Source organism: Streptomyces sp. 840.1, assembly GCF_003751445.1.
Classification (GTDB): domain Bacteria; phylum Actinomycetota; class Actinomycetes; order Streptomycetales; family Streptomycetaceae; genus Streptomyces.
Genome location: NZ_RJUU01000001.1, coordinates 514,154 through 538,861, shown reverse-complemented (window position 1 = coordinate 538,861; position 24,708 = coordinate 514,154). Strand labels below are relative to the sequence as shown.

General features: G+C 70.9%; 19 protein-coding genes. 6 read left to right on the top strand and 13 right to left on the bottom strand.

Going from position 1 to position 24,708, the window contains the following annotated elements:
- Positions 1-613 precede the first annotated feature (613 nt).
- Positions 614-901: a hypothetical protein gene (locus EDD93_RS02345; protein ID WP_123523576.1), complete on the bottom strand. Its 288-nt coding sequence runs from the start codon at positions 899-901 to the stop codon at positions 614-616.
- Here EDD93_RS02345 and EDD93_RS02340 point away from each other — a divergent pair.
- The gene (locus EDD93_RS02340) at positions 896-1,093 is read left to right on the top strand and encodes an integrase (protein ID WP_123523575.1); all 198 of its coding nucleotides are present in this window, start codon (positions 896-898) and stop codon (positions 1,091-1,093) included. The genes EDD93_RS02345 and EDD93_RS02340 overlap by 6 nt on opposite strands.
- 75 nt (positions 1,094-1,168) lie before the next feature.
- On the opposite strand, the gene EDD93_RS02335 is transcribed toward EDD93_RS02340, so the two are convergent.
- The 3 genes from EDD93_RS02335 to EDD93_RS02325 all read right to left on the bottom strand — a co-directional run bounded on the left by EDD93_RS02335 (position 1,169) and on the right by EDD93_RS02325 (position 5,298).
- A complete protein-coding gene (locus tag EDD93_RS02335; protein ID WP_260255593.1) occupies positions 1,169-1,408 on the bottom strand; it encodes a hypothetical protein in 240 nt (79 codons plus the stop codon).
- A gap of 14 nt (positions 1,409-1,422) precedes the next feature.
- On the bottom strand, positions 1,423-3,687 hold the full coding sequence (locus EDD93_RS02330) for a polymorphic toxin-type HINT domain-containing protein (RefSeq protein WP_123523573.1): 2,265 nt from the start codon (positions 3,685-3,687) through the stop codon (positions 1,423-1,425).
- Between the two features lie 225 nt (positions 3,688-3,912).
- Positions 3,913-5,298, bottom strand: coding sequence for a hypothetical protein (locus tag EDD93_RS02325; protein WP_148083832.1), 1,386 nt, complete (start codon positions 5,296-5,298; stop codon positions 3,913-3,915).
- Between the two features lie 611 nt (positions 5,299-5,909).
- On the opposite strand from EDD93_RS02325, the gene EDD93_RS02320 reads away from it, so the two are divergent.
- Positions 5,910-8,855 (top strand): BTAD domain-containing putative transcriptional regulator, encoded by a 2,946-nt coding sequence (locus tag EDD93_RS02320; protein WP_260255592.1) that lies wholly within the window; start codon positions 5,910-5,912, stop codon positions 8,853-8,855.
- Positions 8,856-8,916: 61 nt separating this feature from the next.
- On the opposite strand, the gene EDD93_RS02315 is transcribed toward EDD93_RS02320, so the two are convergent.
- From EDD93_RS02315 to EDD93_RS02295, 5 genes are all read right to left on the bottom strand, one after another.
- Positions 8,917-10,095: a C40 family peptidase gene (locus EDD93_RS02315; RefSeq protein WP_123523571.1), complete on the bottom strand. Its 1,179-nt coding sequence runs from the start codon at positions 10,093-10,095 to the stop codon at positions 8,917-8,919.
- 162 nt (positions 10,096-10,257) lie between these two features.
- The gene (locus EDD93_RS02310) at positions 10,258-13,026 is read right to left on the bottom strand and encodes a PQQ-binding-like beta-propeller repeat protein (protein ID WP_123523570.1); all 2,769 of its coding nucleotides are present in this window, start codon (positions 13,024-13,026) and stop codon (positions 10,258-10,260) included.
- Positions 13,027-13,148: 122 nt separating this feature from the next.
- Positions 13,149-13,415 (bottom strand): hypothetical protein, encoded by a 267-nt coding sequence (locus EDD93_RS02305; RefSeq protein WP_123523569.1) that lies wholly within the window; start codon positions 13,413-13,415, stop codon positions 13,149-13,151.
- A gap of 17 nt (positions 13,416-13,432) precedes the next feature.
- Positions 13,433-14,185 carry a TetR/AcrR family transcriptional regulator gene (locus EDD93_RS02300; RefSeq protein ID WP_123523568.1) on the bottom strand — a complete coding sequence of 251 codons (753 nt, stop codon included), beginning with the start codon at positions 14,183-14,185 and terminating at the stop codon, positions 13,433-13,435.
- Between the two features lie 124 nt (positions 14,186-14,309).
- Positions 14,310-15,245 carry a diiron oxygenase gene (locus EDD93_RS02295; protein WP_123523567.1) on the bottom strand — a complete coding sequence of 312 codons (936 nt, stop codon included), beginning with the start codon at positions 15,243-15,245 and terminating at the stop codon, positions 14,310-14,312.
- Between the two features lie 178 nt (positions 15,246-15,423).
- On the opposite strand from EDD93_RS02295, the gene EDD93_RS02290 reads away from it, so the two are divergent.
- Together EDD93_RS02290 and EDD93_RS02285 are read left to right on the top strand one after the other, a co-directional pair.
- Positions 15,424-16,545, top strand: a complete 1,122-nt coding sequence (locus EDD93_RS02290; RefSeq protein ID WP_123523566.1) for a ferritin-like domain-containing protein — start codon at positions 15,424-15,426, stop codon at positions 16,543-16,545.
- A 37-nt stretch (positions 16,546-16,582) separates the two neighbouring features.
- Complete coding sequence (locus tag EDD93_RS02285; RefSeq protein WP_123523565.1) at positions 16,583-17,668, top strand: protein kinase; 1,086 nt, start codon at positions 16,583-16,585, stop codon at positions 17,666-17,668.
- A gap of 131 nt (positions 17,669-17,799) precedes the next feature.
- On the opposite strand, the gene EDD93_RS02280 is transcribed toward EDD93_RS02285, so the two are convergent.
- The gene (locus tag EDD93_RS02280) at positions 17,800-18,375 is read right to left on the bottom strand and encodes an N-acetyltransferase (protein WP_123523564.1); all 576 of its coding nucleotides are present in this window, start codon (positions 18,373-18,375) and stop codon (positions 17,800-17,802) included.
- Positions 18,376-18,461: 86 nt separating this feature from the next.
- Between EDD93_RS02280 and EDD93_RS02275 the strand changes: the two genes are divergently transcribed.
- The gene (locus tag EDD93_RS02275; RefSeq protein WP_123523563.1) at positions 18,462-19,352 is read left to right on the top strand and encodes an ADP-ribosylglycohydrolase family protein; all 891 of its coding nucleotides are present in this window, start codon (positions 18,462-18,464) and stop codon (positions 19,350-19,352) included.
- Positions 19,353-19,417: 65 nt separating this feature from the next.
- Positions 19,418-20,359, top strand: coding sequence for a hypothetical protein (locus EDD93_RS02270; RefSeq protein ID WP_123523562.1), 942 nt, complete (start codon positions 19,418-19,420; stop codon positions 20,357-20,359).
- 70 nt (positions 20,360-20,429) lie between these two features.
- Here EDD93_RS02270 and EDD93_RS02265 read toward each other — a convergent pair whose 3' ends face one another.
- The 3 genes from EDD93_RS02265 to EDD93_RS02255 all read right to left on the bottom strand — a co-directional run bounded on the left by EDD93_RS02265 (position 20,430) and on the right by EDD93_RS02255 (position 24,705).
- Complete coding sequence (locus EDD93_RS02265) at positions 20,430-21,887, bottom strand: penicillin-binding protein 2 (RefSeq protein WP_123523561.1); 1,458 nt, start codon at positions 21,885-21,887, stop codon at positions 20,430-20,432.
- Positions 21,888-21,921: 34 nt separating this feature from the next.
- The gene (locus EDD93_RS02260; protein WP_123523560.1) at positions 21,922-23,301 is read right to left on the bottom strand and encodes an FtsW/RodA/SpoVE family cell cycle protein; all 1,380 of its coding nucleotides are present in this window, start codon (positions 23,299-23,301) and stop codon (positions 21,922-21,924) included.
- Positions 23,302-23,409: 108 nt separating this feature from the next.
- Entirely contained in the window at positions 23,410-24,705 is a 1,296-nt protein-coding gene (locus tag EDD93_RS02255) for a HAMP domain-containing sensor histidine kinase (RefSeq protein WP_123527545.1), read from the bottom strand.
- Positions 24,706-24,708: the final 3 nt, after the last annotated feature.

Genomic DNA, 24,708 nt, shown 5'->3' with positions numbered 1-24,708 from the left:
CAGCTTCACGCTTCGGCGGCGGGGCCAGAGGGCCCCAGCGTCGCACGCCCGTTCGCAGCGCTAGTAACCGGGCGGCAGCCTACGGTGTCCGCCTGGATCCATGAGGACATTATCCTCTGGCCATCGTGGCGTTATCAACATACCGCCATCCCGCTCGGGAATAGGTTCATGGCTCAGCTCCATTGATTCCCACGATCCGTCTGGACGCTGCCGCTGTGGCGCCATTCCGCGCTTCATGCGACCGGTGTTCGCGGCACCATATTGGTCTGCGGCGCCCGGCTCCGCTGCTTCGTTCTTCCAAAACCGCTTACGCATGGTGGACATGGACGGTGCGACGCCATTCTTATTGGGCTTGGAATAATCTTCGCCCAATTTCCAGCGCCCACCACAGTTGCTGTTGTGAACCAGGACCAGTGTCTGCCCAGCCAGTACATAGTACGTGTGCTACGCGACCCCGCTCTATCTGCGTATTCGCAGATCGGCGGTGGTTTCGGGTTCCGCTGGTGTCCGTAGTTGTGCGGGGGAATCCGTGGGTGTTGCCGTCTCTACTGCCGTCAGCGGCGCGGCGCGTACGGTGGTGCTACCGCTGGCGGGATGTCGGCGCAGGGGGACTTTACTGCCATTCTCCGGGCTCGGCACGGAGCATGGCGCGGACGGTCTGCTCGTAGTGCTGGTGGCCGGTCTGGGCGCAGTGTCCGGCGATCCAGCGGGTCAGCTCGTCCGGGGTGTGCAGGGTGCCGGATGTGGCGCCGCAGCTGCGTTCCTCGCCGGTGACGCAGAGCGCCGTGAAGGCCGGCAGAGCCAGGGGGTCGGGGACGGTGGTCACGTGGTACTCGCGGAAGCGGTAGCGCCCCCGCGCGGCGTCGCGGACCGGTGCGTCGGTGTCCGTAGAGTCATGCACCCTCGTCCACCTCTTCCTCTTCCGAGTCCGGGAGGCGCTGCCCGCGCGGGCCACGCCCACATCGGCGTCACCGCCGGCGTCTACGCCCAGGTACGCCTCCGGCTCCAGCGCCAGGCCATCGACACCCTCGGAGGCATCCTCAGCCAGACCGACGCCCCGGAAGACCCGCCCGCCGCAGCCGTCGTCCGCTGACGTTGCCGTCACCGTTGCCGTCAAACGGCATGAGGCCCTCCCGAAATTCTCGGGAGGGCCTCATTTCGATGACTACTAGATTTCAGTCAGCCATTCCCAGTCGCCAGGCCTGGCACGCAGCCGTACGAACCCCTGCTCCAGGCAGTCATTGAGGCTGGAAGATTCGGCACGGATAAATCCCTGCTCACCTAGCCCCGGCCCCGACATTACCAACGTCCAAGGCTCCCCACCTTCCGCCATCCTCTCATCATCCATCTTAAGGATGACAGTGACGCCAGAGCGGCCCAACTTGTCCATGAGCTGCTCGATATCCATCACTCTTACTCCCATCAATAGCCTCTCAAGGCTGCTGAGATGTCACTGACGTCATGCAGCTGACCTTTGCCTACCCTGTCGATGACACTTCGGAGGTCAGCGGAAGTGGGACCGCTCGTGACGCCGTTCCGTTGCATCAACTGCTCAACGGTAGCCTGAGCAGTTCGCTTATTTCCGTTGTTGAACATGTGGCTTCCCGCAATATCCCGGATCACAACCGCCGACTTATCCCAGAAGCTGTTATAGCGACTGGCATTAGCCAGGGTGTTTGCTGGCGATCCGCTCAACAACGTCTCCCCACCGAAACCGCGGTTAATATCGGCGATCTCGTCCGGGCTGACACCCGCCTTGAACCCGCCAGTCAGCGGACAGTTGGAATTGTGAACCAGAACCGGCGTCTGCCCCGCCAGCACATAGTACGTGTGCAGGCCTTTGACGGTGAGGTCATGAGTGCGTTGCGGTCCCTGCTGGTTACGGACCTCGGTCACGGGCACGCTGACGCCGTCCGGGGTGCGCAGTTCGTCACCGATCCGAAGTGCACCGGCGTTCTTCCACCGCTGGTCGTCCTCAAGCCAGAATGGGTGGTTGTCGGTTGCTGTGACGGTGGCCGGGCCCTGCTCGGTGGTGATCGTGAGCCGGGTGAAGTTCTCGTCGTCCTCGGTGGTGAAGGTGTTGGTCACCGGTCGTGCAGCGGTCAGCCCCGTCCGCGGTTCGCTGGCGACGACCCGGTCTCCGATGCGAATGTCCTCGATGGCGCGGGTGGCGCCGTTCGCCAGCAGTACCTGGGTGCCGGACGGGAAGCTGTGCGGCTTGGCGCAGGCCGCGAGGTCCCGTTCCGACTTTGCCTGGTCGGCGAGCTTCTGCGCCTCGACCTCGGCCAGCGCGCGGGCGTTGATCAGGGTCTTGGCGCGGAGGGGGTAGGTGAGGCGGACCTGGCAGCCACAGGTCTGGGCATCGGCTTTGGCCTGTGCTTGGACCCGGGCCGCGACCGAGGCGTAGAGCGGTCCGGCTCCCGGGTCGGAGCACTTCAGGGTGCCCGAGACGGTATTGCCCCGGACGGGGAAGGTGCGCTGGGCGCTGGTGCACTGGCCGGCGGGCTTGCCGTCGATGGTGAAGTTCGCGTTCATCGTGGCGGTGACCTCGCCTTTGGTGACGCGTTCCTTCCGGGCGGTGGAGGTGACCACGCCGGTGAAGCTCTGGGTGGTGGTACAGCCCGACGAGGTGCAGTTCATCTCGCCCGCGCCGTCGAGGGAGAAGGCGATGCCTCTGTCGGTCGCGTCCTTGAGCTGGCCGGCGTATTCGACCAGAGTGTCGAACATTTTGTCGGCGGCATCGGCGAGCACCGGGATAACTTCCATTCCCTCTGCGTCGCCGGACACCAGTGGACCGGTGGTCACCGTGGGGGGAGCTGTCGGTGTCTCGCCGTTCGGGGCCTGTTCCCCCTGGGCGGAGATACTTTCACGGGGGTCGTGCGCCTCCAGCCGAAGCACCCGGTGCGGCTTGTTCTTTGTCACGAGCAGCCGACCGGCGGAGGTGTCGACGCCGAGGGCGGGCGTTCCGTTCACGCTCAGTGGCTGCTGCCCGTACGGGCTCGACGCCCTTGCCCCGTCCGCTGAGGCAGGAGATTTTTCCAGGCCGGTCAGGGCCTTCGTCAGCACGGCTGCCAGACCTGAGGGGGCGATGGCGCGGGCGAGCGTCTTGTCCAGGAGCTTGGAGCCGTCGTCCATCCCTGCGGCCCACTCGCTCGGCTGCGTCTTCCCGCCCGCCGTCGGGTCCTGTCCGGGGGCAGGGGCTACATGCTCCCGCGTGAACGCCTTGCCGCCGATGCGCAGCACGTCCCGGACGGGGGCGTTCCGTCCGGAGGACGCGGTTCCGAACTGGCTGCCGTTTGCCGTGACGCTGATCTCGTTCTGGGTGGTACCGGAAGCCGAGGTGTCCTTGTAGCGCAGGCCAGGGGCTTTGGCCAGGTCATCGACGGCTTCCCTGAACGGCTTGAGGTTCCGCTGAGTTGTTTGTGCCGCGTCCGAGTCGGCGGACGAGGACGTCAGAGTCAGGAGCCCCGCCACCATTGCCACAACGACTGCACCAGCAATGCCGAACAACAACGCCGACCGGGATCCGGTCAGGATCTGGAGTCGCGTCTTCCACGGAGTGCCGGGCGGCAGTGAACGGTCCGGACACGGTGGCGTGTCGTCAGGGGAGGGAAGCGTGCTCGGTTCGTCCGCTGCGGATCCGCGCGGGGGCGGCTGCTGCCCGCTGGTCGGCTTCGGGTCGGTCATGACTTCCTCTCACACTTCCCTTTCACGCCGGTACGCGCATTCACGCCTGCTCCCGACGTGTGTCGCGGAGACCCGCGAAGAGAGTTCGCGGCCCGGCCTTTGTGATGCCGCGCTTTGAAGCGCCGGGGCCATCCGTACGGTGGTTCGGAATTCCGCGCCGGATGCCGTGTGCTGGTGTGCTGGTGTGCACAGGAGAATGTCCCGGCAGGACGGAGTTGGTCGCGCTCACGAGGACTTTCCGCGTTCACCGCGTACTTCGTCGATGAGTTCTTGTGCCCGGCCGGCCGCGACGGCTTGTGCGTCGATCTCGGCCCAGGCGCGCATCGATACTCCGTAGTCGACGGAGCGGCCCATAGCATTGGCCTGCCGTTCGGCCTCGGATTTGCGGCGTGCCAGTTCCGCGGAGTAGAGCGGACCGGCCTCCGGCACGTGGCAGGAGAGATTCCCGTTCGAGACGTTGCCGGCGAAGCGCACGACCGTCGGGGGGCTCGTGCACCGGCCCGCGCTCTTGCCGTTGATGGTCACGGTCGCTGTCAGTACGGCCGTGACCTGGTTGGTCGTGATGCGCTCCCCCTTTTTGCGGGGGACGATCTTGCCGGCGAAGCTCTCCCGGACGGAGCAGCCGCCGGGCCCGCAGTCCAGATCACCGGCGGTCTTGAGGGTGAAGTCGACGCTTGGGTCCACCGCGTTGCCGAGCTTGGCGACGTACCCCTCCAGCCGGTCGTACATCGCATCCGCCTGGGGGCCGGCGAGAGGGGTCAGCCCCAGCCCCTCGGAGATGGTCTCGTCTCCCTGGAGGGGGCCCCCGTCAATTTGGGGAGGCATCGAGGGAACCGTTCCCTTCTCGTAGTCCTTCTTGAGCCGGTCCGTGATCTCGCTGAACTTGTACGGCTCAATGCGCAGGACGCGATAGGGCGCGGCCTTGGAGACGACGAGCCGTCCGACCGAGGTATCGACGGCCAGGGCCGGTACCCCCGCCACGGTGCGGGGTGGCGTTTTGACAGTTGGGAACTGCTCAACCTTGCCAAGCGAACGGGCCAGTTGCGCCGCCAGCAGCTTGGGGGAGACGTACTTGTCGAGGGTCTCGTCGATGGTCGAATCACCGACCTCCCAGCGCCCCGGCCCGTTCTGCTCGGCTGGGGGCAGCGCGTCCTTCTCGTAGTCGGGGGCCTTCTTCGCCCGGGTGTAGGTCTTCTGCGCGATCTGGAGGACGTCGTCCTCCAGGCTGCTCAGCTTCTCGCCGAATCCGGCGCTGCCGAATTTCTTGCCCGACGCGGTCACCGTGATGTCCCGCTCGCTGTAGCCGCCGATGGCCGCTTCCTGGTAACGGACGCCCTTGGCCTCGGCCAGGCTCGCCACTGCCCGGTCAAACGGATTGCGGTCTCCTCTGTCCTCGGCCTCGTCGTCTTGGGCGGCGAGACCGACGGCCGTTCCGGCCATGAGCGCGAGAAGGAGAACGCCCGCGCCGATGAGGTATGTCCGACGGCGTCGACGGGAGATCCTCCCGTCCGTGCGGCCCCGGACCGCCGCGTTGGTTCCCGGCGTCTCTGGTGGTGGCGGTGCTCCGTACCCGTCCTGCGTCTCGTGCGCTGCGTTCTGCTCGTCGGTCACGGCACTCCCTTACTGGCTCGCAAGCACGGCGTCCGGATTCCTCGGCGTCCGGAGGCTCATGGATGTCCCTCACGCTTCTGTGACTCGTGGCAGATTCATCGGGTCCCCACGTGATCGGGGCGCCCCTGGGACCATCGAGCCGGATCCGTCGGCCGACGTGGTGGACGACGGCAGCACACCCTTGACGTCCGCCACGCCGACCTGCCCCTCGCTCGTTCCGCACGTCGCGCCGAGGTGACCGCATGTGGTCAACCTGCCGCCGACGTAACGGGCTTGCCCCGCTTGTGCACCCACTGCGATCACCGCAGCGCTACCCTCATGTGAAACAGGGAGCCCGTGTACAGCCGCAGTGAGACCGTGCGACGCGGACGGGCCGAGCGGCACAACCCGGACGGCATGGTCCGAGAACGGGTCCGGGTCCTTGAGGACATCCCCCCGACGCCGGATGCGGACGGAAGGCCATCTCATGACTTCCCGCCCCGCCCGAAACGGCCGAGGGACGCCGCACCGAACTCTTCTGCCCGCGGGAGACTTCACCCGGGGCCCCGCACGGTCCCGTCAACCATGACCGCAGGCGTTTCAGCGCCGATGAAATTTTGATGATGTGCGAGGTGGCAGTGCAGGGAAGCCTGAGGACTGCGGCGGGCGGCGGGGTGCCGGAGCCGCTCCGGATCGAGATACTGGGCCCGGTCCGAGCACGCCGCGGTGCGACGGCGGTGGACATCGCCCCGGCACGTCGGCAGGCCGTGCTGGTGGCACTGGCTTTACACCGGAACGGACCGGTCGGCTACGAGCAGTTGCTTGACGACGTGTGGGGGACCCGCTTACCGCAATCCGGCCACCGGGTACTTGCCAGCTACGTCTTCGCGTTGCGCAAAGCGCTCGACCCGAAAGGGACCAAGCCGGAGAATTCGGTGATCCGCGGCGGTGGCGGCGGATACCGCCTTGTGCCCGAAGGCCTCGAACTGGACACCGTCGAACTCGAGACGCATGCCCAGGCGGCACGCCGGGCCAAGGACTCGGGCGACCTGGCCACCGCCACTGACAGGTTCGCCGCAGCACTCGCCCTGTTCCGGGGAGAGCCTCTGACCGGACTGCCCGGCCCATGCGCCCAGGCCGAGAGGCAGCGGCTGACGGAACGCCGCGTCGCGCTCCAGACCGGAAGGCTTGAGTGCCTGATCGGGCTCGGGCGCGCCGGCGACACCCTCGATGAACTGGCCGCGCTCACGGCCGCCGACCCTCTCAACGAACCACTGCTGGGCTTGCGTATGCGAGCCCTGTACACAGTCGAACGGCAGGGCGAAGCGCTGAAAGCCTTCGCCGCCATGCGCGCAAGACTCGCCGACGAACTGGGGGTCGACCCCGGCAGACAACTGCAGCGCGTCCACGAGGCGGTTCTCCGACGTGACGACGCGTTCCTCCTCGGCAACGCGACCCGCCCGGCCCGTGGCCGCCGCGTGGTGAAGGACCTGCCCGGCAGCGTAGGAAAGATCAGCGGACGCGCACACGAACTGAGCCTTCTCACCGCACCGGCCCCGAGTGACGCGGTGTCCCTCACGACTGTCGACGGAACCGCAGGCGTCGGCAAGACGACACTCGTGCTCCAAGCGGCCCGCCAACTGAGCGACCACTACCCGGACGGAAGCCTCCACGCGGACCTGCGGGCACACAGCGAGGAGCAGCGGAGCCTCGCCCCGCAACGGGTCCTGCGCAGGTTCCTTCGGTCCCTCGGCGAGCCCAACAGCGAAGCAATGAGTGACCTCGACGAGCTCACAGCGGCGTGGCGCGCCGCCACAAGCTCGCTGCAACTGCTGCTGGTACTGGACGACGTCGCGAGCGCACGACAGGCTGTCCCGCTCCTTCCGGCCGGGCCGGGCAGCCGGGTACTGATCACCAGCCGCCGTCGCCTGGTCGAGCTCGACGCCGACCTCAGAATCACCTTGGAACCTCTTGAAGCCGACGGTGCGGTGTCGCTGCTGCGGCACATGGTCGGAGAGGAGCGCGCGGACACCGAGCCGGAGGCCATGCGCGAACTGGCCCGGCTCTGCGACGGCCTGCCGCTGGCACTGCGGATCGTCGGGGCACGACTACAGACCCGGCCCACGTGGACACCCGCTTTCCTGGTGGAACGGATGACCGGGGAGGAGCACCGGCTCGCAGAACTGAGCGTAGGGGAGCGCAGCGTCGAAGCAGCCTTCCGTCTCTCCTACGATCAGCTTCCTGAACGGCTTCAGCACGGATTCCGGGTCCTGGGACTCGCACCGACGACCGAGGTCGACAGGCTCGCCTCAGCGGCCATGCTGGGCTGTTCGCACGCCGAGGCGGAGACCATCCTGGAAGGCCTCGTCGACGTCAGTCTCCTTCAGCAGCCCAGGCCGGGCCGCTACCGCTTCCACGACCTGGTCCGGGCACACGCCCGCCGCCTTGCCGAGGCCACTCCCGAGGAACATCCTGCGGCACGCACCGCCCTGTTCCGCCTCTACCTGGACGCGGGCCGTCTTGCCAGCGACTGGGGCCCCAGCGGATTTCCCACCGGTCCACAGCCCACCGGTACTCCGTTCTCCGACTGGCAACACGCCGAGCGCTGGCTGGATGCGGCAGGCACCGACCTGCCCGACGTCGTCGCTCACGCCGCCGCGCTGGGCGAAGCCGACTACGCCGGCTGGATCGCCGAGGCACTGACCGACTACTTCCTGCGCCGAGGCCGCTATCACGAGTGCACAGTCACCCTCGAGACGGCGCTCGCCTGCGTCGGCGAAGCGACCGATCGGCGGATGGCTCCCGCTCTACGGAGCGACAGGGGAATGGTCGATTTCTACCAGGGCCGACTGGCGGAAGGACACACCTGGTTCACCAAGGCCCTGGAACTCAGCCGTCGGAACAACGAACCACGCGAAGAGGCTCGTGCTCTGACCGGGCTGGGAGCCGTCGCCTTCAGCCTGGGCCGGGGAGAGGACGCCATGCCTCAACTGACCACGGCCCTGAACCTTGCCGAAGAGCAGGGTGACAACTGGCTCACCGGCATGGCGCTCAACCTGCTCGGCTCGGTCCACCACTACCAGGGACGCATCGAAGCCGCGCTCGACTGCCTGGGCCTGGCTTACACCCACGCCGAGACCAGCGGCAGACCCAACCTGCTGTGCCAGGCCCTGCTCGGCATCGGGGACGTCCACCTCAGCCAAGGTCGCCACCGCGAGGCGTACGGAATGTTCCGCCGCGCCCTCGACCTGGTCGTACAGAGTGCGTACACCCTCCAACAGGCACTCCTGCTGACGCGGCTCGGAACCGCACAAGAGACCACTGACCTGGACAAGGCCTTGTCCCATCACCACGAAGCACTCGCCCTCCACGAACGAATCGACCCCTTGAAGGAACCGCATTACGACCGAATGGAGATGGACATCCGCTGCAGACTCGGCCAGACGTACGCCACCGCCGGCCTCTTCCACGAGGGACGTGAACAGTTCCTGGCCGCGCTCGCCGTCTCCGGCGCCGAAGCACACATCTTCGAATACGCGCGGGCGAAAGCGGGCCTGGCAGCCTGCAAGATCACCTGAGGCCACCTCCCGCGACGTGTCCCTGGGAGTCGGTCACGGTGGTGGCCTTCATGGTGCGCTGTCATCCGGTGGGGGCCGTGGAGACGCTGTACCCCTCGTCGGAGCCCCCGGACGCCCCGCGGGGCAGCTCCGGCGCCTTGTACGAGGCCAGCGGGGTGCCCTCCGGGTCCGGCCGGACCGCGCCCAGCAGCGGATTCGACGCCAGCGGCGAGACCTTCACCACGGAGCCCGGCCGGGGCGCCTGCACCACAAGACCGTTGCCGATGTACAGCGCCACATGCGTGGCCTTCGGGAAGTAGATCACCAGGTCACCCGGGCGCAGGGCGCTCACCGGCACCTTCCGGAGCCGGCGCCACTGCTCCTGCGACGTACGCGGAATGGTGCGGCCGGCGCTCGCCCAGGCCTGTGAGGTGAGCCCGGAGCAGTCGAACGAAGAGGGCCCCTCGGCGCCCCACACGTACGGCTTGCCGATCTGCCGGACCGCGTACCGGACCGCCTCGCCGCCCTCCTCGGACGGCGGCCGGGCCGAGGACAGGGCGCCCGAGGTGACCAGCTTCTCCTGGGCCTTCGCGGTGCCCTGCGCCTCAAGGCCCGACAGTTCGGTGAGCTGGTCCGCCGAGAGCGTGGCGAGCATGGCCTCGACCTCCTTGAGGCGGCCGCGCACCGAGTCGCGTTCCTTCTTCTGCCGCGCGGCCAGCACCTGTTGCCGGTCGAGCACCTTGCGGGATTCCTTCGCCAGCTCGTCGGCGCGCTTCTCCGCCCCGGTGAGCCGCTTCACGGCCGCCACCCGCCCGGCGGCCAGCCGCTGGATGACCTGCCCCTGGTCCAGGGCCTGCGCGGGGTCGCGGGACAGCAGCAGCCGCAGGTACGAGGAGAAGTCGGAGCGGCCCTGGTACTGCTCGCGGGCCAGGCGCCCCGCGGCGTCGCGGCCGCGTGACAGCGACAGGCGGGCGGTGACGAGGGCGGCGTCCAGCTTCTTCGCCTCCGCGGTCCGCTTCTTCAGCTCGGCCGCCGTCCCGTTGTACGTCTCGGTGGCCTCCTCGGCCTGCTGGTACAGCTTCTGCAGCTCCACCAGCAGCGCGGCGGCACCGGTGCCCGGTTCAGCCGCTTCCGGGGAGGCGCCGCCCGCCGGGTCGGCCGCCGGGGAGGGGGAGGGGGCGGCCACCGCGGCGGCCGGTGAGGTCACGACGACGGCCGCGAGCGCCGCCGTGCAGACGGAGCGCAGAACACTGCCCGGCACGACATCACCTCCGATAGCGGGGTGAATCGTCGGACTACCCCATAAGTGAGCGCAATGCCTCTATACGCTCACCTGCCGTCAGGTGATTCAAGGACCGGGGCGCGTGGCGGCGGCCCGGTCCCCCGGAAGGCGGCGGTCGCGTGCCGCCTTCCGGCTCTGCGGTCAGTCGACCGGGAACGCGTAGACCGCCCGGCCGCGCCGGACGACCGCGGTCTTCCCGTAGGGCAGTACCTGGTACGCGGCGTTGACCGTGGCGCCCTTCGGGTCCTGGTCCCCGATGTCCTGGAACTTCCACAGCCGCCGCCCGTCGGCCGCCGCGAACGCGGTGACCTGTCCGGAGGTCGCGGCGAACAGTGTCGCCCCGCCGCCGCTGACGGTGACGGTGGGCGCCCGGCCGGGGCCAGTACCCTCCGTCGACCGCTGCCAGCGCAGCCGGCCCGTCTCCCGGTCGACCGCCCCCACCTCCAGCTTGCTGTTGGTGGTGTGCAGCAGCTTGCCGGCCTCGACCGGGGTCCCGAACCGGGTGCCGCCGGCGCCGTTGAGGGTCCACCTGGGCTTGCGGTCGGACAAGCCGAAGGCGCGGAGATCGTCCCCGACCGCCGCGTACAGCACGCCGTCCTCGTCGCCCACGGCCGCCGCGTCGGGGGTGACACCGCCGAACGCCTCGGTCCACCTGGACTTCCCGGTCTTCCGGTCGAAGCTGCGGAAGATCCCCTTGCCCTTGGCGGCCTTCACGTCCGCCGGGGTGAGCGACAGGTGGTCCTGGCGTACGACGATGTTGTCCGGCCCCGCCGCGATCAGCCGGTACACCGGCGCCGCCGGGCCGCGACCGGTGGGTACCGCCGTGCGCCACAGCTCCTTGCGCTGCTCGATGTCGTACCCGAACAGGTAGGACTTGACGACCACCTTGTCCTTGCCGCGCTTCTTGCCCTTCTTGGGCTTGGGGGCCTTAACGGTGGACCGGGTGGAGCCGGTGAGCCAGACGGTCGGTCCCGACGCGCCGACGAGCGTGCGCACCTTCAGGCCCGGAGCGCCGTCGAAGCCGTCGGCGTACGCCAGGCGGTGGGCGACCTTGCCGTCCTTCGCCGACAGCCACAGGAACTCGTCCGGGCCGGCGATGAAGCAGAGTTCCTTTCCGGCGGGCAGGGCGGCCTGTCCCTTGGCGGCGTCCGCGTTCTGCCAGACCCGGCGGCCGGTGCCCAGGTCGATGGCGGTGGCGTGGGCCGCGTCGGTGAGCACCAGCAGCCGGTCGTTCCAGAGCGCGGCGGTCAGCGGGACCGGTTCGGACGCCGGGTGGGCGTGGATCCAGCGCGGCTGCGGCGGCAGTCCGGCGACGGCGGCCCCACTGCTGCTCGGGGCGGGCTTGGCGTCGTCCGTGGTCTTCGGGTCGTCGCCGGAACCGAGCGCGGCCACCGCGCCACCGCCGACGAGGAGCCCGACGACCCCGGCCGCCGCCCCGATCAGCAGGCTCCGGCGGCCGGGCGACGGGCGCTCGGGAGCGGCCTGGAGCGGCGAGGGAGCGGGGAGGGGCGCGGGCTGGGGTGTGTAGGGCACCGGGAGAGCCGCGTTGGGGAAGGGCGCCGACGGGCCCGAGTACGGCTGGGGCTGGGGGTTCTGGGGTGCCTGGGGCGAGTGAGGGGGCTGCGGCTGGGGCGCCTGACCGGCCTGCGGTCCGGCGGGGCCGGGCAGCTCGCGGTTGAGCGCGAGCTGGGCCGTCGCCAGATCGGGCCGCAGGGAACGGGGGTCGATGATGCCGAACTGCGCGGTCCGGGTGTCCCGGCGGGGGGCGGACTCCTCGGCCCCGTGGCCGGCGGTCGTCGCCGGCGGCACGGCGTCCTGGACGTCGGGCACATCGGTGGCTGCGGGGACGTCGTTGGCATCGGGGGCATCGGGGGCATCCGGAGCATCAGGGACCTCCGGGGCATCAGGGGCACCAGGGACCTCCGGGGCCGCCTGGGCTTCCTGGCCGGCCGTCCCCGCCGCGTCCGGCACCGGCACGGCGTCCTCGATGACGGGGGGCGCCGGCTCCAGCGCCCGCGCCCGCGCGCCCTGTTCCGCCACAGCCGCCGACAGCGTGCCCGGCAGCCAGTCCCCGCCCTTCGCGAGGCCGGCGGCGCCCTCCAGGGCCAGTTCCGCGGCCACCGCACCCGCCGTCGGCCGGTCCGCCGGGTCCTTCGCCAGGCAGCGCCCGATCAGCTCGCGCAACGCGTCCGGCACGGAGGCCAGTTCGGGGTCGGTGTGGGCGATCCGCTCGGCGGCCTCCGTCGCGGGGCCGTCCGCCAGCGGGGTACTGCCGGTCGCCGCGTACGCGAGCAGCAGGCCCAGCACGAAGAGGTCGGAGGCCGGACCGGCCTCCTCGCCCTCGATCTGCTCCGGGGTCAGGTACCCGAGCCGGACGGAGAGCTGTCCGCCCGGCCGCGCCTCGGCGTCGGCCGCCGCGCCCAGCGGGCCGAAGGCGGTGAGCCGGGGCCCGTCCTCCGCCAGCAGCACCGTCCTGGGCGCGAGCCCCTGCAGCACGGCTCCCGTGGCGTGCACCCGGGAGAGGGTCTCGGCGACGCCCGCGCCCAGTATCCGCACGGCCCGCTCCGGGAGCGGCCCGGCGGTCTCGATCGCCTCGGCGAGCGTCAGCGCCGGCACGTACTCCGCGGCCGTCCACAGCAGCTCGTCGTCCTGGTCCCCGTCCGCGCCGGTGCCGAGCTGCGCGGCCACCCAGCCGCCGGCCAGCCGGTCCGCGGTCCTGGCCTCCGCCTGGAAGTGCCGCCGGAAGGCGGGCAGCGCGGCCAGTTCGGGCCGCGCGGCCGTGATCACGGCGAGGTCCTGCGGGGTCGCCCCGCGCGCGAGGTACTGCACCGCCGCGGCCGTCTCACGCAGCCGCACCAGCGCCGTGTACGGGCCGAAGCGGTGTGGATCGTCCTGACGCAGCGCCTCCATGGCGCACCCCCTATGTGACCGTCCTCGGACCTGACCGTCGATCTTAGACCGCCCGGCACCTGCTCGGTCCGACCGGTGCACGGGCCGCCCGAACCGTCCCACGCCTGCTCACCCGGTACCCCTCAGCCGGGCTTCGACCAGGGCCACTTGGGTCCGCTGCGCTCACGGCCGCCGGGGGCGTACTCGTAGACCCAGCCGCGCTGGATGCCCAGCCGTTTGGTGTACCCGGCCGGGACCCGCCGGTAGGAGTGCACGGTGGCGGGTCCGCCGTCGGCGTCCGGGACCGGGACCTCGTACCACTTGGGCGGGTGGCCGGTGGCGCCGACGAGTACGGGCAGGGCCCGCCCGTCCAGCGGGCCGCCGGTGAAGGGGACGTTCTCGCTTCTCACCGCCCCAGTCTGACCGATCAGGCCGGGGGCAGCAGATGCGCGGCCTCGCCGACCACCGGGATCAGCCGCTCCGCCAGCCGGCCGGCCGGTCCCGCCGCCGTCTCCAGCGGCAGCAGCTCGGCCACGGCGGCCGCGGTGGCCGGGTCGGTGGCCGCGGTGACCGCGAGGAGTCCGATGAACTGGTCGACGAGCCAGTCGCGCAGCTCGGAGGCGTCCGGCTGCTTCTTCTCGTCCAGCCAGATCAGCGAGGCCGCCTCGACGGCGGCGATCCAGGTGCGCACCATCATCCGCAGCCGGGGTCCGGGATCGCTGCCCGCGCCCCGGCCCAGGTGCAGGAGGATCTGGTCGGCGGCCGCCCGCCGTACCTCGTCGACGATCGTGCCGGTACGGGAGGTCTCGGCGACACTGCCGCCGCGCAGCAGCGCGCTGAACCCGGCGTCGTGCTGGTCGACGAAGGCGAGGTAGCGGTCCAGGACGCGCGTGACGCGCTCCGTGGGCGGGCCCACGGGCGGTTCGGCGAAGCACAGGATCAGTTCCTCGGCGGCGGACCTGAGGGCCGCCTCGTACAACTGCTGGCGCCCGCCCGGGAAGTAGCGGTAGACCAGCGGCCGGGAGACGCCGGCCACCGTGGCCACCTCGTCGAGCGAGACCTCGTCGGGGGCCCGGTGCGCGAAGAGGGTGAGAGCCGCACCGAGGAGCTGGGCGCGCCGCTCCTCGACGCTGAGCCTTCGGTAAGCGCGCTGCGGCGGCGCGGCTGCGGCAGGGGTCATACCCGCAACCCTAAGGGCTGTCCGGTCAACGTCACCGTGAACGTCGCTGTCATCGTCACCGCCGACGTAGCCCTCACAGCCCCGGCCCCAGCCCCAGCCCCGGCCCCGGCCACTGTCACCGCCGTCAGGCGAGCAGGCCCGAGTTCTTCCACAGCCTGCGGCCCACGCCGTTGAGGACCCCGATGTCGTCGAAGAAGTCGGTGAGCCGCTTGGCGCCCGACTGCATGACCTCCGCGCGGTGTCCGCTCGCCCGCACCTGCGCCACGGCCTCGTGGCGGTCCAGGCCCACGTTCTCGTACACCTGGGGGTTGACGAAGCAGACGGAGAAGACGCGGGCCGCCTCGCCGCAGCTGACCCGGGTGAGTTCGCGCTCCCAGCGCGGCGCGGTCACCATCTGGCGGCGCAGTTCCTCACGGGCGTACCGGACGTGCCTGGCCTCCTCGATCACATGGATGCGGGTCACACCGCGCACCAGGGTCTGGACGCGCTCGTCGGGGAAGGTCAGCCGCTGCATCCAGTCGAGGATCTCCTCGCCGAGCAGGGTGGCCGCGAACGAACCGGGCGTCGTGGAGATGGTCTTCAGCACCCGGGCGAGGTTGTGGTACCTGCGCGGGACCGGGTAGCAGGGCGCCCCGCCCCAGGTGATCATCCGGCCGAACATCATCGAGTGCCGGCACTCGTCGGCTATCTCGGTGAGCGCGTAGCGGACGTGGTTGCTGACCACCGGCTTGTCGTAGATGTGCCGGACCAGCAGCTGCATCAGGATGATCTCGAACCAGATGCCGAGCGAGGCGAGCGAGGCCGCCTCGTGCCGGGCCAGGTCCTGTTGCTGCTCCAGCGACATCTTCCGCCACATCGGGGTGTCGTAGAGCGAGATCAGCTCGGGCGGCCAGAACCACTTGCCGTCCTCGACCGCCGATTCCCAGTCGATCTCCGTGTCGGGGTCGAAGGAGTGCTTGGCCGAGGCCTCCAGCAGCCGTTCCGCGATCTGCTCGCGGTCCCGGAGCGGGCCGAGTGCGTCGCGGAGCAACTGCACATCGCGTTCGGTCACTGTCGTCATGGCTGGAGGCACCTCACACATGGGTTACCGGCGGTCACTCCTTATGAGACCTTCTGTCAGCAAGCTCGTCAATCCCTCGCGCACGACTTGTTGACCCGGCGTCTACCAGCATGTGAACCTGCCAACTGAGCCATCCGGCAAGTAAATTGTCGAAGCATGCGAGGCGAAGGAGCCGTCCATGTCGACCCACGACCTTTACACCACCGCCCCGGACCAGCCGCTGTGGACCGTTCCCGCGTCCGGGGCAGCCCGCTTCAGCTGGGACTACGACGACGGCCGCGAACGCCTCCTCGCCCTCTACCAGAAGGGCAAGGACAAACAGTGGGACGGCAACAAACGCATCGACTGGAGCCTGGAGGTCGATCCCGCCGACCCGCTCGGCACCCCCGACGAGGCCCTCACCCTGTACGGCACGCCGCACTGGTCGAAGATGACCGAGAAGGACCGCGGCGAGCTGCGCAAGCACTACACCTCCTGGCAGTTCAGCCAGTTCCTGCACGGCGAGCAGGGCGCGATGGTCTGTGCGGCCCGGATCGTGGAGTCCGTCCCTGACCTGGACGCCAAGTTCTACTCCGCGACCCAGACCATGGACGAGGCCCGGCACGCGGAGATCTACGGCCGGTTCCTGCACGAGAAGATCGGCATGCTCTACCCGGTCAACGACAACCTGCAGGGCCTCCTCGGTGACACCCTGCGGGACTCCCGCTGGGACATGCCCTACCTCGGCATGCAGGTCCTCATCGAGGGCCTCGCGCTGGCCGCCTTCGGCATGATCCGCGACACGACGACCAAGCCGCTGCCCAAGCAGATCCTCGCCTACATCATGCAGGACGAGGCGCGCCACGTGGCCTTCGGCCGGATGGCGCTGCGCGACTACTACAAGCAGCTGAGCGACGCCGAACTGCGCGAGCGCGAGGAGTTCGTCATCGAGGGCTGCTACCTGATGCGCGACCGGCTCAGCGGGGTGGAGGTGCTGGAGAACTTCGGCATCGGCAAGCGGGAGGCCAAGGAGCTCTCCGAGCACTCCGAGTTCCTCCAGCTGTTCCGCAAGCTGCTGTTCAGCCGGATCGTCCCGTGCGTCAAGGACATCGGCCTGTGGGGCGAACGGCTCCAGAAGGCGTACGTCGACATGGGCGTCCTCGAACTGGGCGACTCCAGCCTGGACCTGCTGATGGCCCAGGACGAGGAGATAGCCGAACAGCTGGACCGGGACCGTTTCGCGGTCGAGGAGCAGGAGCGGGTGGCGGAGGTCGCGGAGGCCATCGCGGACGGCGGGGCGGCGGGTCCGACGGAGTCGTGACGTCCTGACGCCCCGAACGAACCCTGGAGTCGGCCGTATGAGCGAGGAGACCGATCACGCGGCCGGCCCCGTGCGCGGCGGGCGGCGCGCCGCCCGGTCGGCCGCCCACGCCACGGTGTCCGCCCACCTGTCGCAGCTCAGCGACCAACGGCTCCACGACCTGGTCCACGCGGCCGCGCCGGGCGGATCGGGTATGGGCGGCCGGTCGGCGGAGCTGGACGTGGGCGGGCAGCGGGTCTTCGTCAAACGGGTGCCGCTGACGGACCTCGAGCTGCGCCCGGAGAACGTGCGGTCGACCGCCAACCTCTTCGGGCTGCCGCTGTTCTACCAGTACGGGATCGGCTCGGCCGGATTCGGTGCCTGGCGGGAGCTGGCGGCGCACCGCATCACCACCGGGTGGGTCCTCCGCGACGCGTACCCGGACTTCCCGCTGATGTACCACTGGCGGGTCCTGCCGGACTCCGCCCCGCAGGACTTCATGGACGAGTTCGGGGGCATCGACGGGGCCGTCGCCCACTGGGAGGGCTCCCCGGCCGTGCGGAGCCGGCTGGAGGCCATCGGCGCGTCACGGGCCTGCCTGGTGCTCTTCCTGGAGCACGTGCCGCAGACCCTCGCGTCCTGGATCGGCGAGCGCCGTGCGGCGGCCCGGGAGGGCGGGGAGAGCCCGCCGTACGCGTGGCTGGACGAGACCCTGGCGCGCGGGGCGGACTTCATGAGCTCGCAGGGTTTCGTGCACTTCGACGCCCACTTCCGCAACATCCTGACCGACGGCCACTCGGTCCGCTTCGCGGACTTCGGCCTGGCCCTCAGTTCCCGGTTCGAACTCACGGCGGAGGAGACCGGCTTCCTGGCCGGGCACCTCGCGTACGACCGCCACTACGTCGCCGGGCACCTGGTCCGCCACCACCTGCTCGACGACGTGTGCGACGCCGGTTCCCTGCGCGGCTGGATCGCGGGCGACCGGCCCGAGGGCGTACCGCCCGGGGCCGCCGCGGTCATCGACCGGCACGCGGCGCCCGCCGTCGTCCTGGACGGCTTCCACCGCCGCCTGCTGAACGTGAGCAGGCGGACGCCCTATCCGGCGGCCGAGATCGAAGCGTCCTGCGTCGGCACCAGCCACTGACGTCCGTCGACGGGTTCGCGGGCCGCGTCGAGGTGTCCGGCATGGCACCCGGAATGGCACGCGGTCCCGGTGCTGACGTGCGGCCTCTCGTCCCCCCGGCGGCCCCGCTCCCCGGGCCTGGCTCCCACGGTCTACGAAGGGCCCGGTCCGGTTCCGGGCCGGGCGGCGGGCGCCCCGTCCCGCGGGTACAGGGCCGTGCCCCGGGCGCTCCGCACCGCGCGTTCCATGCAGACCAGATCCGCGCGCTCGTCCCATGACGTGGTGACGGTGAAGCCGAGCCGCCCGTAGAGGGCGATCGCTCCCGTGCGCCACTTCCACACCGACAGCCGCACCGTGTCCGCTCCGCCCCGCGCGGCCTCGTCGAACGCCGCGCGGAGCAGGGCGGAGGCGATGCCCCGGCCCCGGTGGCCGGGGTCCGTCCACAGCCGCTTGACCTCCGACCGGCCGGCCGAGGGGGCGGTCACCACCAGGCAGCCCACGACGTCCTGTTCGGCGCGGGCCACGAGGACGACGGCGTCGGCGAACGCGGCCCCCGGGTCCTCGACCTCCGCGCGGTACCGGTCGGGCAGCCCGGTCACGTCCGCGACGCCCCGGCCCTTCTCCCGCTCCGTGCACAGGTGGTAGTCGGCCAGCAACGCCGACAGGCCGTCGTCGGCGGGAGCCGTGGCGGGGCGGAGGGAGACGGAGATGCCGGGCCGATCGCTCATGGCGCCAAGGATGCCACCGTTGCGGACGAAGACGTTCCGGTCGAAAAGGGCTGTACGGCACCGGACCGGGGGACCAGGATGGCGCCATGGCCCCAACGACCGTCGAAGCAGACCCCGCCGCCGCCCGTCGCAGTCTCGAAGCGCTGGCGCTCGGGGACGCCTTCGGGGAGCGGTGGTTCCCGCTCTTCCGGGCGCCCCGGCAGGCGTACAACGAGGTCAGGGCGCGCCGCACGCCCCCGGAACCCGTGTGGAACTGGACCGACGACACAGCCCTGGCCCGTGCGCTCCACCAGGTGCTCGACGAGTGCGGGGAGGTCGTGCAGGACCGGCTCGCGCTCTCCTTCGCCCTGGCCTTCGACGCCGACCGGGCGCGGGGATACGGCCACGGCATGCACATGCTGCTGCCCCAGCTGCTGACGTCACCGGGCGACTGGCGGACGCTGGCCCCCGGGCTGTTCGAGGGCGGCAGCCTCGGCAACGGCGCGGCGATGCGGGTCGCACCGCTCGGGGCGCGGTTCCACCGGGACGTCGGCCACGCCGCCGGACAGGCCGCGCGGCAGGCGGAGGTCACGCACGCCCACCCCGAGGGGATCGCGGGCGCGGTGGCGGTCGCGGTCGCCGCCGCACTGGCGGTGCGGGGCGAGTTCACGCTGGACGAGGTCGTGGCGCGGACCCCCGCGGGGTCCGTGCGCGAGGGGCTGGCGCGGGCCGCCGGTCTGCCCTTCGACACCGAGCCGTGGCGCGCCGCCGACCTGCTCGGCAACGGGAGCCGCATCCGTGCCGACGACACGGTGCCGTTCGCCCTGTGGACCGCCGCCCGGCACCGGGACGACCTGGAGGCGGCGCTCTGGGCGACGGCCGAGGGGTTCGGGGACGTGGACACCACCTGCGCGATCACGGGCGGGATCGTCGGCGCCGCGGCCGGGGTCGGCGGTGTGCCCGACGAATGGCTCCGGCGCCGCGAGCCGCTGAACTGAACCGGTCGGCCCCGGGGTTCGAAAGTTCGAAATGGTGTTCGTGCGCATGACGTAACTTGGGCGCCATGACCACCCCGCCGCAGCCGCCGCAGGGCCCGTACGGAGCACCGCAGGGCCCGTACGGACCGCCGCCGCAGCCCCCGCAGGACAACCCGTACGGCCAGCAGTCCCCGTACGGCCGGCAGTCCCCGTACGGGCAGCAGAGTCCTTACGCCCCGCAGGGCCCGTACGCCCAGCAGCCCGTCGCGGGCCCGCCGCCCTTCGGGTATCCGCAGGGTCCGCCGCAGCAGCCGTTCGGCTTCCCGCAGGGTCCGCCGCCGCCCCGGAAGCGGCGGACCGGGCTGATCGTCGGGATCACCGTCGGCGCGCTGGTGGTGGCCGGCGGCATCGTGTTCGGCGTCTCCAGGCTGGCCGACGCCGGGCAGGCGGTGGCCGGCCGGGGGTTCCCGGCGGCCGAGTACCGGCTCACCGTTCCCAAGAAGCTGCTGGACGACGAGTACACGCTGCTCAAGGACTCCTCCTCGACCGACGGCCGCGAGATCGAGGAGACCTACGACCCGAGCATCCGCGACGCGAAGGCCGTCGTCACGCAGTACACCTCGTCCTCCGGCGGCACCCTGATCGTGTCCGGGCTGTGGGGACGGATCAAGAAGCCGGAGTTCTCCCGGGACAAGATCCTGGAAGGGGCCACCCAGACGGACGGGATGACCATCGCCGTACCCGCCAGGGAGTTCACCCCCGACGGGTACGGAATCACCGTGTCCTGCCAGGTCATGCGGTCCAAGGGCGGTGGGATCACCAGCACCCTTCCCATGTGCGCCTGGGGCGACGGCAACACGGCCGCGTTCGTCGCCGTCGTCACGCCCGAGTCCGCGAGCCAGGACCCGGAGAAGGTCGACCTCGGCAAGGCGGCGCTGGACACCGCGCGGGTCAGGGCCGAGTCGCGCAGGCCGATCACCGCCGCCGGGGGACCGGCCGACTCGCCGGGAAGCTCTGTCGCGGGGTGAACGCCCGTGGAGTGGGCCCGTGTTCACGTAGTACGGGCGCCCAGCGCGGGGCCGGGGCGCAGGCCGGGCCTCAGTCGGCCAGCGCCGCCTCCATGACGGACCGGGCGATCGGTGCCGCGCTGCCGCCGCCGCTGATGTCGGCCCGGTCGGCGGCGGCGTCCTCGACGACCACCGCGACCGCGACGGCCGGCCGGGCCGAGTCCTGTGCCTGCGCCCAGGAGATGAACCAGGCGTACGGGGTGCCCGTGTTGTCGATGCCGTGCTGGGCCGTGCCGGTCTTGCCGCCGACCGTCGCCCCGTCGATCGCCGCGTTGCCGCCCGTACCGTCCCGCACCACGTCGATCATCATCTGCCGCAGCTGCGTCGCCGTCCGCGGATCCATCGCCCGGTGGTAGGTGCGCGACCCCGTGGTGCGGACGGTGGAGCCGCTGTGCGTGGTCGTGCGGTCCACCAGGTGCGGGTACATGAGTTCGCCGCCGTTCGCCACGGCCGAGGCCACCATCGCCATCTGGAGCGGAGTCGCCGTGGTGTCGAACTGGCCGATCGAGGACAGGGCGAGCTGGTCGTCGCTCATGTCGGTGTCGAAGTTGCTCTTCGCCACTCCGGACGGGATCTTCAGCCCGGTGTCGTTGAAGCCGAACTTTCCGGCCGCCTCCACCATGCCGTCGAGCCCCACACGCACGCCGAGCCGGGCCATCACGGTGTTGCAGGAGACCCGGATCGCCTCGGCCAGGGACGCGTCGGCGCAGCCGCTCGCCTCGTCGGGCAGGGTCGTCGAGGTGCCCGGCAGGACGTAGGGGGAGGGGGAGTCGGTGGCGGCGTCCGGGTCGGTGACGACCTCGGCGTCCAGCGCCGCCGCCGCCGTCACGATCTTGAAGGTGGAGCCGGGCGGATAGGTCTGCCGGATGGCCCGGTTGAGCATCGGCTGACTGGTCTGCGCGTTGAGCTCCCGCCAGGCGTCGGTGACCGGCGAACCGGTGCCGGAGAGCCGTCCGGGGTCGTACGAGGGCGTCGAGACCAGGGCCAGGATCTTGCCGCTCGTCGGCTCGACGGCCGCGACGGCGCCCCGCCGGCCGCCCAGCCCCTCGTAGGCGGCGCGCTGCATGGAGTCCTTGACCGTGGTGGCGACATCGCCGCCGGGCTGCCGGCTGCGGGTGATCTCGTTCCAGAAGGGGACCGGGGCGAGCATCGGGTCGGTGCCGGAGAGGATCTCGTCCTCGGCGTTCTCGATCAGGGTGGTGCCGTACGTCTGTGAGGCGTACCCGGTCACCGGGGCGTACAGCGGGCCGTGGCGGTAGGTGCGCTCGTGGGCGAGCTGCTCGCCGGTGTCCTTCGAGCCGGTGACGGGCTTGCCGTCGACCAGGATGTTGCCGCGCGGCTGGTCGTAACGGTCGATCGTGTTCCGGCGGTTGGCGGAGTTGTCGTCGAGCGAGGGGGCCTCGAAGACCTGGACGCGTGCGGCGTTCAGCAGCAGCGCCACGAGCAGCAGCAGACAGAAGGCGGCGGCGCGCCGGATGTAACGGATCACGGCCGGGTCCCCCGGGCGGTCGGTGCGTACGGGATCACAGCTCGTCCTCCAGGATGGGCGCGATGACTCCGGTCTCCACCTGGTCGGGGTGGGGCCTGCGGGCCTGGTCGCTGACCCGGATCAGCAGCGCGATGATGATCCAGTTGGTGACGACGGACGAGCCGCCCTGGGCGAGGAACGGCATCGCCATACCGGTCAGCGGGATCAGCCCCATCACACCGCCCGCGATCACGAAGACCTGGAGCGCCAGGATCGAGGCGAGGCCGATCGAGAGCAGCCGCCCGAACGAGTCGCGCAGCGCGAGCCCGGCCCGGTAGCCGCGCGCCACCAGCAGCGCGTACAGCATGAAGATCGCGGTCAGCCCGGTCAGGCCGAGCTCCTCGCCCGCTGTCGCCAGGATGAAGTCGGACTTGGCGGCGAAACCGATGAGGATGGAGTGCCCGAGGCCGAGCCCGGTGCCGAGCATCCCGCCCGCCGCGAAGGCGAACAGCGACTGGGCGAGCTGGCTGGGCCCCTGGCCCGCGTCGATGGAGGCGAAGGGGTCGATCCAGTCCTGCACCCGGCTGTGCACGTGCGGTTCGAAGGAGCCCACGACGAACGCGCCGACGGCAGCCAGCAGCAGCCCGACGGCGATCCAGCCGGTCCGGCCGGTCGCCACGTACAGCATGATCACGAACAGGCCGAAGAAGAGCAGCGAGGTGCCCAGGTCACGCTCCAGGACGAGCACCCCGACGCTGAACAGCCAGATCGCCACGATCGGGCCGAGCACCCGCCCGGTGGGCAGCTGCAGTTTCCAGATCCTGCGGCCGGTGTACGCCAGGGCGTTGCGGTTCGCCGCGAGGTAGGCGGCGAAGAACACGGCGAGCAGGATCTTGGCGAACTCGCCCGGCTGGAAGGAGAATCCGCCGACCCGGATCCAGATCTTCGCGCCGTTCACCGCCGGGAAGAAGATCGGCACGATCATCAGGACGAGGGCGGCGGCGACCGAGAGGTACGCGTACCGCTGCAGCACCCGGTGGTCGCGCAGGAACACCACCACCGCGATGAAGAACGCGACGCCGAGTGTGGACCAGACCAGCTGCGTCGTCGCGGCCTGGTCCTTCGGGGTCTCCAGGTCGAGCCGGTAGATCAGCACCAGGCCCAGGCCGTTGAGCAGCACGGCGATGGGCAGCAGCAGCGGATCCGCGTACGGGGCGCGGAAGCGGACGGCGAGATGGGCGAGGAGGGCCAGCAGGCCGAGGCCGCCGCCGTACCCGGCGACATCGGGCGGGACCGCGTCGTTCCTGGCCAGACCGACGGCGGCGTAGCCGTAGACGGAGATGAGGACGGCCCCGACGAGGAGCGAGAGTTCCACGCCGCGCCGCTTGGGCAGGCGCAGCTCGGGCGGGGGTGCGTCCGCTGTCGTTGCGGTCATGCCACGCAACGTAGCAAGAGGCGGGGACTATTTCCCTTATGTCATAGTGCGGAGGTTCGCGGGGTCCCGCAGCGGCGGCTGTCGGGACCGGGGTTTGGTGGCGGGCCGTCAGGACCGGCAGCCGGGCGGCTCCCCGTCCCCGTCGTCGTCCTCCTCGTCCTCGTCGGGTACGTACTCCGGCAGCGTCAGCCGCGCGAGGGCCCCGCCGTCCGCCGCGTTCTCGAAGACCAGCCGGGCGCCCATCACCCGGGCCTGGCCGGCCGCGATGGTCAGGCCGAGGCCGTGCCCCTTGCTGCCGCCCTCGGTACGGAAGCGCTGCGGGCCGTCCTCCGTCAGGTAGGCGGGGAAGCCCTCGCCGTGATCGCGCACCGTCACCACCGGCCCGTCGACCGTCAGCACGACCGGCGGGCGGCCGTGCCGGTGCGCGTTGCTGATCAGGTTGCCCAGCACCCGCTCCAGCCGCCGCCGGTCCGTCTCCACGCGTACCGGCGGCCCGTCCTCGACCACCTCGGCCCCGGTGCCGGTGTCCGACGCGGCGACCACCCGCCGGGCGAGCGGTGCCAGTTCGTACACGTCCAGATCGACCTGCTCGGTGCGGGTGTCGAGCCGGGAGATCTCCAGCAGGTCCTCGGTGAGGGCGCGCATCGTCCGGACCCGGTCCTGGACCAGTTCGGCCGGGCGGCCGGGCGGCAGGAGCTCCGCGGCGGCGGACAGACCGGTCAGCGGGGTGCGCAGCTCGTGCGCGACATCGGCGGTGAAGCGCTGTTCGGTCAGCAGCTTGCGCTGGAGCGCCGAGGCCATCGTGTCCAGCGCACCGGCGACGATCGCCACCTCGTCCTGGCGCCGCGAGGGATCGGCCGTACGGGGGTCGTTGACGCGGGCGTCGAGGTCGCCGGCCCCGATCCGGCGGGCCACCCGCGCGGTCTGGTGCAGCCGCCGCGTCACCCGGGTGACGGCGAAGCCGCCGGCCAGCAGCGTGGCGCCGATCGCCAGCAGCGAGGAGCCGATGATCGCGCCGTCCAGACCGTTGATCGTGCGGGCACTCTGGCTGTAGTCGATCCGGGTCGCCAGCGCGTGGCCGTCAGCCGGGGCGGCAGCCCACATCGTCGGGCGGCCGAGGCGGTCGGCGACCATGGTGCCGCGCTCCCCGTCCACCGCCAGCGCGCGCAGCGACGCGGGCAGCCCCGGCGGATCGAGACCCGAGCGCGGCGGGAGCGCCTCGCCCGCCTCGTAGGCGGCGGTCACGTCCGCCAGCCGGGCCAGCGCCTTCTCGCGGGCGTGGCCCACCGTCTGGCGGGTGACCGCGGTGTGCACCAGCACGCCCAGCAGGGCCGCGAGCACGCAGCACATCACGGTGATGAAGACCGCGGACTTCCAGGTCAGCGTCGCGGTCCAGGCGGGCATCCG

Excerpts from the sequence above, each read along its gene's own strand:
- EDD93_RS02260 (WP_123523560.1), bottom strand. The coding sequence starts at position 23,301 with ATGACCGCAACGACAGCGGACGCACCCCCGCCCGAGCTGCGCCTGCCC.
- EDD93_RS02310 (WP_123523570.1), bottom strand. The coding sequence starts at position 13,026 with ATGGAGGCGCTGCGTCAGGACGATCCACACCGCTTCGGCCCGTACACG.
- EDD93_RS02300 (WP_123523568.1), bottom strand. The coding sequence starts at position 14,185 with ATGACCCCTGCCGCAGCCGCGCCGCCGCAGCGCGCTTACCGAAGGCTC.
- EDD93_RS02280 (WP_123523564.1), bottom strand. The coding sequence starts at position 18,375 with ATGAGCGATCGGCCCGGCATCTCCGTCTCCCTCCGCCCCGCCACGGCT.
- EDD93_RS02285 (WP_123523565.1), top strand. The coding sequence starts at position 16,583 with ATGAGCGAGGAGACCGATCACGCGGCCGGCCCCGTGCGCGGCGGGCGG.
- EDD93_RS02255 (WP_123527545.1), bottom strand. The coding sequence starts at position 24,705 with ATGCCCGCCTGGACCGCGACGCTGACCTGGAAGTCCGCGGTCTTCATC.
- EDD93_RS02270 (WP_123523562.1), top strand. The coding sequence starts at position 19,418 with ATGACCACCCCGCCGCAGCCGCCGCAGGGCCCGTACGGAGCACCGCAG.
- EDD93_RS02275 (WP_123523563.1), top strand. The coding sequence starts at position 18,462 with ATGGCCCCAACGACCGTCGAAGCAGACCCCGCCGCCGCCCGTCGCAGT.
- EDD93_RS02295 (WP_123523567.1), bottom strand. The coding sequence starts at position 15,245 with ATGACGACAGTGACCGAACGCGATGTGCAGTTGCTCCGCGACGCACTC.
- EDD93_RS02335 (WP_260255593.1), bottom strand. The coding sequence starts at position 1,408 with ATGGATATCGAGCAGCTCATGGACAAGTTGGGCCGCTCTGGCGTCACT.
- EDD93_RS02340 (WP_123523575.1), top strand. The coding sequence starts at position 896 with ATGCACCCTCGTCCACCTCTTCCTCTTCCGAGTCCGGGAGGCGCTGCC.
- EDD93_RS02290 (WP_123523566.1), top strand. The coding sequence starts at position 15,424 with ATGTCGACCCACGACCTTTACACCACCGCCCCGGACCAGCCGCTGTGG.
- EDD93_RS02330 (WP_123523573.1), bottom strand. The coding sequence starts at position 3,687 with ATGACCGACCCGAAGCCGACCAGCGGGCAGCAGCCGCCCCCGCGCGGA.